At 69.6% G+C, this 12,036-nt stretch carries 12 protein-coding genes; 6 read left to right on the forward strand and 6 right to left on the reverse strand.

Translation table 11 applies throughout. From position 1 onward, the window contains the following. Window positions 1-59 precede the first annotated feature (59 nt). The 5 genes from ACWDRB_RS15105 to ACWDRB_RS15125 all read left to right on the forward strand — a co-directional run bounded on the left by ACWDRB_RS15105 (window position 60) and on the right by ACWDRB_RS15125 (window position 4,511). Window positions 60-1,502, forward strand: a complete 1,443-nt coding sequence (locus ACWDRB_RS15105) for an LCP family protein (protein ID WP_449894110.1) — start codon at window positions 60-62, stop codon at window positions 1,500-1,502. A 32-nt stretch (window positions 1,503-1,534) separates the two neighbouring features. Next, on the forward strand, window positions 1,535-1,882 hold the full coding sequence (locus ACWDRB_RS15110) for an STAS domain-containing protein (RefSeq protein ID WP_449894112.1): 348 nt from the start codon (window positions 1,535-1,537) through the stop codon (window positions 1,880-1,882). 65 nt (window positions 1,883-1,947) lie between these two features. Then, window positions 1,948-2,808: a GNAT family N-acetyltransferase gene (locus ACWDRB_RS15115; RefSeq protein WP_449894115.1), complete on the forward strand. Its 861-nt coding sequence runs from the start codon at window positions 1,948-1,950 to the stop codon at window positions 2,806-2,808. Then, window positions 2,808-3,647, forward strand: a complete 840-nt coding sequence (locus tag ACWDRB_RS15120) for an LLM class flavin-dependent oxidoreductase (protein ID WP_449894117.1) — start codon at window positions 2,808-2,810, stop codon at window positions 3,645-3,647. The genes ACWDRB_RS15115 and ACWDRB_RS15120 overlap by 1 nt, the downstream gene beginning before the upstream one ends. Window positions 3,648-3,767: 120 nt before the next feature. Continuing rightward, the gene (locus ACWDRB_RS15125) at window positions 3,768-4,511 is read left to right on the forward strand and encodes a hypothetical protein (protein ID WP_449894119.1); all 744 of its coding nucleotides are present in this window, start codon (window positions 3,768-3,770) and stop codon (window positions 4,509-4,511) included. A 15-nt stretch (window positions 4,512-4,526) separates the two neighbouring features. Here ACWDRB_RS15125 and ACWDRB_RS15130 read toward each other — a convergent pair whose 3' ends face one another. From ACWDRB_RS15130 to ACWDRB_RS15145, 4 genes are all read right to left on the reverse strand, one after another. Beyond that, window positions 4,527-5,342 (reverse strand): hypothetical protein, encoded by an 816-nt coding sequence (locus ACWDRB_RS15130; protein ID WP_449894121.1) that lies wholly within the window; start codon window positions 5,340-5,342, stop codon window positions 4,527-4,529. Window positions 5,343-5,429: 87 nt separating this feature from the next. Then, window positions 5,430-6,563, reverse strand: coding sequence for a hypothetical protein (locus ACWDRB_RS15135; RefSeq protein WP_449894123.1), 1,134 nt, complete (start codon window positions 6,561-6,563; stop codon window positions 5,430-5,432). 431 nt (window positions 6,564-6,994) lie between these two features. Further along, a complete protein-coding gene (locus tag ACWDRB_RS15140; RefSeq protein WP_449894125.1) occupies window positions 6,995-7,846 on the reverse strand; it encodes an ankyrin repeat domain-containing protein in 852 nt (283 codons plus the stop codon). Window positions 7,847-7,998: 152 nt separating this feature from the next. Further along, entirely contained in the window at window positions 7,999-9,228 is a 1,230-nt protein-coding gene (locus ACWDRB_RS15145) for an MFS transporter (RefSeq protein WP_449894127.1), read from the reverse strand. Between the two features lie 99 nt (window positions 9,229-9,327). Here ACWDRB_RS15145 and ACWDRB_RS15150 point away from each other — a divergent pair, with 99 nt between their 5' ends. After that, window positions 9,328-10,413 (forward strand): DUF5937 family protein, encoded by a 1,086-nt coding sequence (locus tag ACWDRB_RS15150; RefSeq protein ID WP_449894129.1) that lies wholly within the window; start codon window positions 9,328-9,330, stop codon window positions 10,411-10,413. 103 nt (window positions 10,414-10,516) lie between these two features. Here ACWDRB_RS15150 and ACWDRB_RS15155 read toward each other — a convergent pair whose 3' ends face one another. Together ACWDRB_RS15155 and ACWDRB_RS15160 are read right to left on the reverse strand one after the other, a co-directional pair. Further along, the gene (locus ACWDRB_RS15155; protein ID WP_449894131.1) at window positions 10,517-10,933 is read right to left on the reverse strand and encodes a VOC family protein; all 417 of its coding nucleotides are present in this window, start codon (window positions 10,931-10,933) and stop codon (window positions 10,517-10,519) included. A gap of 99 nt (window positions 10,934-11,032) precedes the next feature. Beyond that, window positions 11,033-11,725, reverse strand: coding sequence for a C39 family peptidase (locus tag ACWDRB_RS15160; RefSeq protein ID WP_449894133.1), 693 nt, complete (start codon window positions 11,723-11,725; stop codon window positions 11,033-11,035). Between the last annotated feature and the right edge of the window lie 311 nt (window positions 11,726-12,036).

A 12,036-nucleotide genomic window follows, 5' to 3' on the forward strand; every position in this document is an offset into this window, starting at 1 on the left:
GACCAGGGGAGTCGGGCAATCGAAAGCCTGATCCTCCGGGTGACAAAAAGGGGGACGGGATGCGCGACCCGGGCGAGGAGGACGGCGGTGTGCTCGTGGGCGGCGACGCCTACGGCGGCGTCAAGCTCGCGAACCCGCGTCCCCGCAGGCCGCTCAGGAGCGCCAAGGCCCGCCGTCGCAACGTGTTCGTCGCCGGGTTCCTGTCCACCGGGGTCCTGGTGGCCACCGGCGTGGTGTGGGCGACCCCGCGCCAGATCGGCACCGTCGACGCCGGGGTGACCGTGCCGGCCGCCCGCGGCGCCGAGAACATCCTGATGGTGGGCGTCGACAAGCGCGACGACCTCACCCGCCAGCAGCAGAACCGGCTCAAGCTGGGCCGCGAGTCCGGCCAGCGCACCGACACCATGATGGTCATCCACCTGTCGGAGGACCACAAGCGGGTCACCGTGGTGAGCCTGCCGCGCGACACCTGGACGACGATCCCCGGCAAGGGCGAACACAAGATCAATTCGGCGTACCAGTTCGGCGGGCCCAAGCTCACCAAGGAGGCCGTCGAGGCCGCCACCGGGCTGCAGATCAACCGCTACATCGAGGTCAACATCCTCGGCTTCATCGACGTCGTCGACTCCCTCGGCGGCGTCACCGTCTGCACGCCCGTGCCGATCAACGACCCCAAGACCGGGCTCAACCTGCCCGCCGGCACCCACCAGCTCCAGGGCGTGCAGGCGCTCGGCTACGCCCGCACCCGCGCCACCGCGCGCTCCGACCTCGACCGCATCGACCGGCAGCAGCAGGTCATCTCGGCCCTGCTCAACCGGGCGCTCAGCGCCGACACCCTGGCCAACCCGGCCAAGCTGGCCTCGTTCGTCAACTCCACGCTGAGCACGGTCAAGGTCGACCCCGACGACGGTCTCCTCGGCCTGGCCACCCAGATGCGGGACGTCTCGCTCGACGACGTGCGCTTCGCCGAGGTGCCGCTGTCCAACGTCGACTTCAAGGCGCCCACGGGCGAGTCCGCGGTCCTGTGGGACAAGCCGGCCGCCCGCGACATGTTCGCGCGGATCAACGCCGACCAGGACCTGACCAAGCCCGCCGCCTCCCCCTCGCCCACTCCTTCGGTCAAGCCGTCGGCCATCCCGCCCGGCAGCATCACGGTCAAGGTCAAGAACGGCACGCTCATCACCGGTCTCGGCGCCCGCACCAAGGAGGGGCTGGCCGCGTACGGCTTCAAGGTCCCCGGCCAGCCCGGCAACACGACCAAGAAGGACTACAAGAAGACGGTCGTCCACTACGGCGCGGGTCAGGAGGACGAGGCGAAGGTCGTGGCCGCCGCCATCCCGGGCGCCGAGCTCGACAAGGCCGACATCAAGGGCATCGAGGTGATCATCGGCAGCGATCAGCCGAAGATCGCGAAATCCAAGTCGGCTTCCATGCCGTCAGCGAAACCGAGTGTTACACCGACCACCAAAACGGCAATGCAGAACATATGTAAGAAACAGTAATAACAGTCGGCGGTTCGGCAGGTGAAGCCCTCATGGTGGTCAGGTCGTGGCGGGAGGACCCCTGTACGGTGCTGCACGTCGTGGGCGACCTCGACGTGGCAGGCGCCCCTCGGCTGCGGGACGAGCTCGAACAGGCCATCGCCGCCGCCGACCCGCTCAACCTCGTCGTCGACCTGACCGAGGTCCCGTTCTGCGACTCGGTGGGCCTCGGGGTGCTGGTGGCCACGCTCAACCACGTCCGGCGCGTGAAGGGCCGCCTGATCCTGGTGCTGGCCCCCGGCATGATCCGCCACCTGCTGACGATCACCAACCTCGACCGGCACTTCGAGACGCGCGAATCCCTCGACGAGGCGTGTTCGGCCTTCGGCAGCGCCGCCTGACCTCGAGCGGCACGTCCTGAGTGATCGGTTCCGTGCGAGAACATGGTCATGTCATCACGGGGCCGATGGAGAGCCCCTCAGGTGTGGAGGCCTTCGCGTTGTTCGACCAGTTCCCCGAGCCGGGGCGCTCCCAGCTCGCGGCCGCCTTCGACGAGGGCAGGACCCGGCCTGAGTGGTGCTTCGTGAAGGGGCAGGCCCGCCTGGCGCTCTGGGCGCCCTTCCCGGGCTCGGAGCCGGTGACCATCTGGCAGTTCGACCCGGGTCCCGACCCGGTCGCCGCCGCGGAGCTGCTGAGCGGCAGCCTGCGCACGATGGGGCCGGCCAAGATGATCCACGACATCTCGCTCAAGCCGGGGCTCGACCCCGTGGTCGACCGCGCCGTGGAGCACGAGGCCCTGACCCTCGCGGGGTTCGTCATGGAGGTCGAGCGGCTGGTGCTCGAATGGGTGGCGGGCAACGACGTCCCGGTCGACCCGGGCCGCCTGACGTACCGCCCCGCGCGCCGCATGGCCGGCGACGAGGTGATCGACGTCCTCGTACGCATCTCGGAGGGCTCGCTCGACTACGACACCCGGATCGAGGTGGCCACGTCGGGGGCCGAGCACGAGGCCCGATGGATGTACCACGACCTGATCAACCGCAAGGGCAAGCCCGACTGGTTCGTGATCGGCTACCTGGGCGACTCCCCCGTGGGCCTGGTGGCCCCCGACGACCACTCGATCGCGTACATCGGGGTGGTGCCCGAGCACCGCGGCCACGGCTACGTCGACGACCTGCTGGCCAGGGGCACCCGCACGCTGGCCGAGGCGGGCGTGCAGCGCATCGTCGCCGTCACGGACGTCGCGAACGTCCCGACTGCCGACGCCTTCCTGCGTGCTGAATACTCGGAGGTCGGCCGATTGTTCCGCTATTACTGGAGGGCATAGTGAGACTCGGAGTCATGTTCGACCGGGACCTTCCTCCCGAGCAGTTGATCCCGTTCGCCAAGGCGCTCGACGAGACGTCCGTGGACGACCTCTGGGTGGTGGAGGACCTGGGCTGGACGGGGGGCGTCTCGTCGGCCGCCACCGCGCTCGCCGTCACGTCCCGGCTGCGGGTCGGCATCGGCATCACGCCCGCTCCCCTGCGCAACCCGATGCTGCTGGCGATGGAGCTGGCCAACCTGGCCAGGGTGCACCCCGGGCGGCTGGCCGCCGGGATCGGGCACGGCGTGGGCGACTGGATGCGCCAGGTGGGCGCCGCCCCGTCGTCGCCGCTGACGCTCCTGGAGGAGACGATCACGTCCGTAAGCGCGCTGCTGCGCGGCGAGACGGTCACCCTGCACGGCAGGTCCGTCCACCTGGACGGGGTCTCCCTGGTGCACCCGCCCGCCGCGCCCCCGCCCGTGCTGGCCGGGGTGAAGGGGCCGCGCTCGCTGGCCCTGTCGGGCCGGGTCGCCCAGGGGACGATCATCCCCGAGGGCGTCGGGCCCGCGCAGCTACCCGGGATCCTGGACCAGATCGGGGGCTCCGCGGATCACGAGCTCGTGGTCTTCTCCTTCCTCAACACCGAGGCCGAGGTCCCGGAGAGCTCCCGGGCCCTGGTGGCGGGGCAGGCCGGGTTCCTCGGGGTCGCGCCCGAGGAGGTGGCGATGGCGTCGGGGTCTCCTGAGGCCGCGGCCGAGCACGTCAAGGAGCTGTGGGCGGCCGGGGCCGCCACGGTGGCCGTGCGGCCGCTGGGTCCGGACCCGCTGCGGCACGTCACGGCCCTGCTGTCGGCCCTCTGAGGCGCGTTCCCTGCGTTCTCCTGGCCTGACGCGCGTTCTGGCCGAAAGGCCGATGGCGGCCCGCCCGTGTTCGGCCGGACGGTCGATGGCGGGCGGGCGGCGCTCGGCCACCATGGCGGCATGAGCATCTCCATGAGGCGAGTCGTGGCGACAGGGGTGACGCTGGCGGCGGCGCTGACGTTGACCGGGTGCAAGGTGGACCTGGACGCCGAAGAGGTCCACACCGCGCAGGCGTTCCCGTTCACGGGCACCGCGCTGAAGATCAATGCCTCCCTGGGCGGCGTGCGCGTCCTCCAGGGCACCGGGGGCCGCGTCGAGGTGGAGCGGTGGGTGCGAGGCAAGGCCGCCGACGACGGCAACGCCACCTGGTCCCTGCGGGACGGCACCCTTCGCCTGAGCGCGAACTGCAACATGGTCTTCGGCGACTGCGGCGCCCGCTACCACGTCAAGGTCCCGCCCGGTGTACCGCTGTCGATCGAGGCCGACGACGGCGTCATCCTGAACGGCCTCGCCCAGGACGTGGACGTGGTCAGCCGGGACCGCATCCAGGTCTCGGGCGCCGCGGGCAAACTGCGGCTGCGCAGCGAGGGCCCGATCACGGGCGAAGGGCTGAAGTCGCCGAGCGTCCGGTGCCGGACGTCGGACGGCGCGATCGACGTGTCGTTCGCCAGCCCGCCCACCGCCCTCGACCTGCGCTCCAGCGACGGCCGGGTGACCGCGACCGTGCCCAGGGCGGCCTACGCGATCACGGCCCGCAGCACGGACGGCACCGAGCGCTCGGAGCTCAAGGACGACGCCAAGAGCCCCAACACCATCAAGGCCGTGAGCGGCTCCGGAGACGTCCGCATCCTCCGGGCCCGGTGACCTCGCTCACTGCGTTCACTGCCAGATGGCGGCGTACAGCCCGTTCTCGGCGTTCACCTGGACCGGGGACAGCCCCTTGGCCTTGAGGTCGGCGAACCGCTTCTGGTAGCCGGAGGAGGTCATGTCGACGTAGTGGGCCCAGGACCTGACGCCGTCCTTGCGCCACACCGCCGTGTACGTCCCGTCGGGCGCCACGGCCACCTTGACCGGCCGGAACCCCTGCTTCTTCTTGGCGTAGAACGCGGCCTCGTGCTGCTGCCTGGACTTCCCGTACGTGTAGTACCAGGCCCCGCCCGTGTTGACCGTCCACACGCCCACGTACCGCAGGTCGTCCGGGGTGCCGTACACGTCGACCGAGGTCAGCGCGAGCCCCTGGGCGGTGGCCCGCTTGTTGGCGGCGGCGAACTGGGCGGGGGTGAGGTTCGACCTGGCGAAGAACTTCCCGCGCCGCTTCTCGAAGACGGCCGTGAACACCGGCGCGTCACCCGGCCCGGTGGCGGAGACGGAGACCGGCTGTGCCCCCTCCTTCATCCCCTGGTCGAACCGCTGCTGGTACTCCTCGGCCGACATGCCCTGCCAGATGCCCCAATTGGCCGGCGAGCCGCCTTTGACCCACACGGCCGCGTACCGCTCCCCGTCGGAGACGTTCACCGTGACCGGCCGGAAGCCCTGGTCCCTGAGCTGCTTGACCCGCGCCACGCTCTGCTCGGCGGTGAGGCCGTGGTAGGCCACCCAGGCCGGACGCGCCTGCGCGCCGGCCGGGGGCGCCACCACGGCCACCGGGGCCGTCATCCCGATCAGTAATGCCGCGATCTTGCTCGTGGTCCGCATGACCCTCCCGTGCCTTTGCGCGTTCGTGGGGATTTCGGACCGACCATAACAGCCTTAACTGACCACCTGATGGCAGCGCAGCTCCGATCAGCCGACCTTCTCGAACGGCGTCGGCGTCTGGCCTGTCCAGCGGAAGAGCTGGGCGTGGCCGGTGTACTTGCTGACCCCGCCTTCCGTGATGGTCCCGGACTTGGACACGTAGTAGCGTCCCCCGCCGAGCGAGATCAAGCCGTACTCGCCGCCGAACTCCCAGCCCCTGACGCCGGTGGCCTCGTGCTGGAGCCCGCCCGGCGCCAGCGTGAGCAGCCGGCCCCGCTCGGGCTGCGGCTGCCCGACGATGTCACCCTCCCTGGGCCGCTCGCGGCCGTCCACCATGAAGAAGGAGTAGTTGGGGAACTGCGGCTTCTTGCCCTTGTAGACGGCCATCATCCAGTTGCCCGTGAAGTCGTCGTACTCGAGGTTCTGCACGCCGTAGGTGGTGTTGCCGGTGTACGCGAAGTACTTGCCGTCGACCTGCTCGGGGCCGCTCTTGTGCGGGTCGCTCTCGGTGAGCGGCTTCTCGTACTTCTTCCACCGCTCGATGTCGTACTGGAGGAGGACCTGGTAGTCGTTGTCGGCCCGGGTGGTGTTGGAGTAGATCCCGTACGCCACGGTCAGCAGCTGCTTGCCGTGCTTCTTCCCGAACTCGGGGCCGAAGGACACGCCGTCGATGCCGCTGCACCCGTACCGGTGATCGGGGGTGTTGCCCACGTTGCCGTCGAACTTGCCGTCGCCGTTCATGTCGGCGGAGTAGTCGGCGACGACCTCCTTGAGGTAGACCGTCTTGACGACGTCACTGGTCTGGGCGTCCATGCCCATGCTGGTGATGCGGTCGACGTCGAAGATCGCGATGTAGAACGACTCCTGCTCCTTGTACTCGAGGGAGCCGTACACCCGGCCGTCCTTGGCGTTGAAGTCCAGATCGCCGAGATGCCCCGTGAAGCCCCTCACCGAGCCCACGGGGTTGCCCTTGAGGTCGGTCTTGACGAGGACATTGGTGAAGGAGAAGTACATGTACCCCTTGCGCTCGTCAATGGCGATCCCCTGGACGTGCCCCTCGGTCCAGGCGCCGCCGTAGACCTCGTTCGGCAGCTCTGGGCGGCGGTCGTCGGCGGTGGCCGGGGCGGCGAGCAGGCCGAGCGATGCGGTGGCGACCACGGCGAGCGTCAGGACTTTGCGCATGTTTGCGTACCCGTCTTCAGTTAGGGATCAGACCGAAACCTGACCGTATACCGACCGAATGTCGCTGTCTGACATATGCGTGAACTGGCAGTGAAGTCACTCCGAACTGCCTATTCATGGGCGATACAGCCGTTCAAGGCCGATCAGAGCCACCCGGGCATTGCTCGCCGCTGAACCCCGACCCCTCCGTAGCAGGCGAGCACGGTGCGCGCGTGTCGTACCCCTTGCGCTCCAGCAACTCGCGCGCTCTCGCGAGTCGCCCGAGGTCAGCCCCTATGCCAATCCCCGGTGACGGCCCCTCCTTGTTCCGAGGGGCCGATCGGCGGCGATGGCGTTGGCAGGAGAATGCCCAAAGCCTGGGCCGATTTGCACGAACTGGCGACCTCCGCCGCCGGCACACGACTGCGCAGCGGCGGAAACCGTCGCGGCGATCAGTGCCGGCGGTTGAGCAAATCGACGATCGTCTGGCGCCCCATGCTTTGCGCGATGTCGAGTGGTGTGGTGCCCACCGGGTAGCTCTCGAACGGCTTCGTCAGGCCGCGCCCAGGGTCCGCGCCCGCCGTGAGCAGGACACGCGCCACCTCGGCGTGGCCGTTCTCCGCTGCTTCGTGCAGCGGGGTGAACCCGTAGTTCTCGGTGATGTTCGGGTTCGCTCCGGCCTCGAGCAGCAGCCGTACCGGATCGATATGACCATGGCGGCTGGCGTAGTGAAGCGGGGAGACCCCGTCCTTGTCGCGCGAATCGAGATCTACCCGCTTCGTCGCGATGAGCAGCTCGGTGATCTCAGCGGTCCCCCGCGAGGCTGCGTGCGACAACGGGGTCTGCTTGTCGGAGGTCACCCGCTCAACGTCGATCCCCGCGTCGATCAGCATGCGCGCGATGGCGACGCAGTCATCGTACAAGTCATCCGGGTGGGATCCGATCTGCGCGCGGATCTCGTCGCGACCGGTGAGAACCGTCTCGACGCCGTCGCGCACCACGGTGACCTCGATGGCCACCGGCCGGTCCTTGGTCTGCTGGATCACATGGTGCAGCGCGGTGAATCCGCCCGTGGAAGCGCCCCCTGGATCCGCGCCCGCCGCGAGCAGCGCCTCGACGCCCTCTCGGAACGCCTCGTGGGCCGCAGCCAGCAGCGCCGTCCAACCTCGCTCGTCGGCGGCGTTCACATCGACGCCGGCCGCTATCTGCTCTTTGAGGCCCTTCAGGTCCCCCGAGTACGCGGCGTACCGCAGAGTGCTCTCCCGCGAGACGTCGCCGGAGTCCGTTAAGCCGGTATCTGCCATATTTTGTCCTCTTCTGCTGTTGCACGTGATATCTCGTCAAAGTCAAGGATGATCTCATAGGTGAGTGCCGTCCAAAACCGGGCGATGCCGTGGCAACCGTCAAGGTGCACTGGCCTGAGCTTGCGGGGGCGCGCGTGAGCTCACGAGCCTGCTCACGCTTGGCGGCGGCAATCGCTGAGCCGCGTTCCTTGATCCTTCTCGGTGGCGACGGCGGAGGCGGACACGAGCGTCGCGGCTGCGAGGCTGCCCCAGAGGGCTGCCGAGCCGTGGGGGGCGAGAGCGGTGATGACCGCCGGGGAGACGGCGAGGCCGAAGCCCGTGGAGAGCTGGAAGCGGGCGAGGGCGCGTCCCAGGAGATGGGCCGGGGCGAGGGCGGTGACGAGCGCGGTGGCGCTGCCGGCATAGATGATCTCGCCGATGGTGCAGACCACGGACACCATGGCGACGGCCGGGGCACCCCAGCCGTGTCCCAGTGAGGTGGCCGCGAGGAAGCCGAGGTAGGACGCGGCGAGTATCACGCCGGCGACAGCCAGCACGGTCCGCCGGGCGAAGCGGGACATCAGGACCGTGATCGGAACCTGCAGGGTGACCACGAGCACCGTGTTGGCCACGAAGATGGCTGCCGACCACACCGGGGTTGCGTGCAACTGTGTCACCAGGACCAGAGGGAGCGCGATTTCGGGGACGTTGAGGCAGAAGACGTAGACCACGTTGGCGGCCAGCAGCGCGCGCATCCGGGGTGCGGGCCCGTCGGGCCCGTCCTTGGCCGGGGTAGCGGCCGGATGCGCGTGCAGGTGGACCGACCACACCAAGGCCGCCGCAGCGAGATAGGCGAGCCCGGTGACGGCTGCCAGCGCCTGCAATGCGGTGGTGCCGCCCGCCAGGCACGCGGTGGCGAGGAGCGCGCCCGCGCCCAGGCCGGCGTTGCGCAGGGCGCGGCCTCCCGCGAGAGCGGCGTCGCGTTCCCGGCCGTGGGCGACCGTGGCCACGAGAGCCGCGTGGGCGACCGGCCATGCCTGGTTGCCGATGCCGAGGAAGAGCGCCGCCGTCGCGAACAGCCAGACGTTCCCCGCCGGGGTGGCCAGCAGCAGCGCCACGCCCAGCACCCGCACCAGCATCGACGCCGCCACGACCGTGCTGCGTGCGCCCCGGTCCAACCATCGGCCCACCGCGGGCATGCACACCAGACCCACGACGACGCCGACCGTCATGGCGATGCCGGTGGCCGGCGCGGACAGCCTCAGCACAGTCACCCCGTAGAGCAGCAGGAAGGGCCGCAGCAGGCCGGTGCCGAGCGCGTCCACGCCCAGGGCGACGGCATAGCGGGGGCCTCCGGAGGCACGGACGAGGGCGCGGGGCCGGATCTTGGTGGTGGTTGCCATGGCGTCAACAGTGCGTTCGGCCGCCGGGCCGACTGTGTCGGTTGACGGACACCGTCAACCGACGCGGTCGTCGGCCATCCGACCAGCGATGATGAGGGGATGACGTTGAGGATCGACATCAGCGGGATGCCGTCCGGGCGACTGCGGTTCGCCGCCTCCCCGCTGGCCGAGCTGACCGCGATGCTGCACGTGCTGGCCGAACCCGCGCATCACCCGCAGCTCGCCGGCTGGGCCGGGGACGTCTGGGCTGGGCTGCGGCCGGAGCTGGCCGAGCGGCTGCGGGAGGCGGAGTTCCTCTGGCGTTCCTCACGAGCCGACTTTCTGGTCCCCGCTCATCCTCGGCCGACCCTCGCCGAGGAGTTGGACGATGTAGACCGGATCGACGATGAAACCTATGTGACCGCCGCGCTCATCACCACGTGCGGCAGCAACCGGGTCCACTTCGCCACGCCGTCGCCACTCACAGACGCGACGGCGCGCGAGCGGGCCCTGGACCTGGCCCAGGCCCGCGGCGCGCTCCAAGAGGCCTTCGCGGAACGGCTGCTCACGGACCCGGCCGCCGTGCGGGCGCGGGTGCGCCACACCCTCGAGCAGTGTGCCGAGGCCTTCTTCGACGCCGCCTGGACAGGCGTCGCCGTGCAACTCGCCACCGACCTGCGCGTGAAGAACGACCTGCTGAAGCGTCAGGGCATCGAGGCGGCACTCGCATCGGTCTCCAGCGCCGTCACCCTGGCACAGGACGGCAGCTGCATCATCCTGGACAAGCTGCAGGACAAGGCGACCACCGCCCACGACACCGGGGTCACCTTCCTCCCCAGCGTCTTCGGCCACCCGCACCTGGTGGTGGTCCACGCGCCCGGGTGGCAGCCAGTGGTGCAGTACCCCGTGGCCGAGGCAAGTCCATCAGAGCCGGTATCGCTGGAAACGGTCACACTACGGTTGGAGGCACTCGCACATCCGGTACGACTGCGGCTGCTGCGCACCCTGGCCCGCGGCCCGCACACCACCGGTGAACTGGCCCACGCCTGGGAACTCTCACCCCCGGAGGTTTCCCGCCACCTCGCTGTCCTGCGCCGCGCGGGCCTGCTCACGGCCCGGCGGCACGGTCGTTACGTCCGTCACACCCTCAATCTCCCCGATCTGATGGCGCTGGGCGCCGACCTGCTGACGGCCGTACTGCGCTGAGTGGCTTCGGCCTGCCAGAACGCGGGCGACCGCCGCCTTCGACCCCGACAGGGTCGTGATGGTGACCTGGGCAGTGTCGCTCGCTTCTTACCGGAACCCCTGGTTACCCTGAGGCGCCGAGCGCGACCAGCTCGATCTCGAAGCCGTCCCCATCCTCCAGATAGGCCGCGTAGTGCCGTTCCCCGCCCGCGTACGGGTGGCGATCGGGAAACATCAGCGTCCAGCCGTTCGCGGGCGCCCGCTCGGCCAGCGTGTCCACCTCGGCGCGGCTTCCCACATGGAAGGCCAGATGGTTCAGCCCGGGGCGGCAGCGGTCGTGCCGGTCGGCGCTGAGGGCGGGCGACTGCTCCAGCACCAGGTACGTGGCCCCCAGCCGCCAGCTGCGGCCGTGCTCCCAGTCCTGGTACAGGGTGTAGCCGAGCGTCTCCAGCAGCCACTGCCAGCTCGCGACGGCTCGCGGCAGGTCGGGCACCCAGATCTCGACGTGATGCAGCATCCCGGTCGCGGGCTCCCCGCTCATCCCGTACGCACCCCTTCCGCTCCCGGCCTTGGGCGCACGCTCATCCCGTACGCACCCCCTCCGCTCCCGGCCTTGGGCGCACGGCCCGCCCGCGTCGCCTCAGAGCTTGGAGATGTAGTACATGTTGCCGCCCGGCTGAAGGATGCCGGCCAGGACGGAGGTCTTGATGGTGTGGGTGCCGCCGGTCGGCTTCCACGGGTCGTACACGGTGATAGTGCCCGCCGTCTTGTCGTAACCGTAGGCGATGATGGCGTGGCCGACCCTTGTGCCCTTGATCTTGCCCTTGTTCCAGGGCAGCTGCTCCATCCACACCGCGAGCACCGGCGCCCGGCGCAGGTCTCCGATGTTGCCGGAGACCCGGTTCATGAGCACGACCGCGTTGCCGTCCGCGTCGGTGGGGCTCGTGACCTTGTAGCCGCGCGACTTGAGGTAGGCGTTGACCACCGGCATGGCGTTCACACCCTTGGTGCCTGCGGCGGCCGTGGTCTTCATCTTCTTGGCGAGGGTCGACTGGCTGACGTTGACGCCGAAGGTCGACAGGCTCATCGACGACGAGGCGGGGACGCAGAAGTAGTTGGTCTCCTGGCGCTGGCCCTTGAGGTTGAGCTGGTACTTCAGGGGCGTGAAGAGCCCTTTGGGCGTTGCGGCGACGGAGGACGAGGGGGACGGGGAAGGGGTGGGAGTCGGGGTGCTGGGGGACGCGTAGGCCGGTGACGCGGTGGTGAAGCCCAGGACGGCCACGGTCACGGCTGCGGTGAGGGCGACGCCGGTCCCCGTTCTACGGTTCTTCACTTGATCACTCCACACATGCGCGGCTGACAGTAGTCAGGGACCGTAGTTGATCTGCCAAGAGTGTGCAAATGGTGGCGCATGGTGACATAGGGGCAGACGGGACATTCGCGACATGGCCGAATGCCGAGCGCCTTACGCGAGACGGCCGGACGCGGAGCGCCTTTCGCGAGACGGCCGGACGCGGAGCGCCTTTCGCGAGACGGCCGGACGCGGAGCGCCTTACGCGAGACGGCCGGACGCGGAGCGCCTTTCGCGAGACGGCCGGACGCGGAGCGCCTTTCGCGAGACGGCCGGACGCGGAGCGCCTGTAC

The sequence above is a fragment of the Nonomuraea sp. NPDC003707 genome (genome assembly GCF_053587055.1).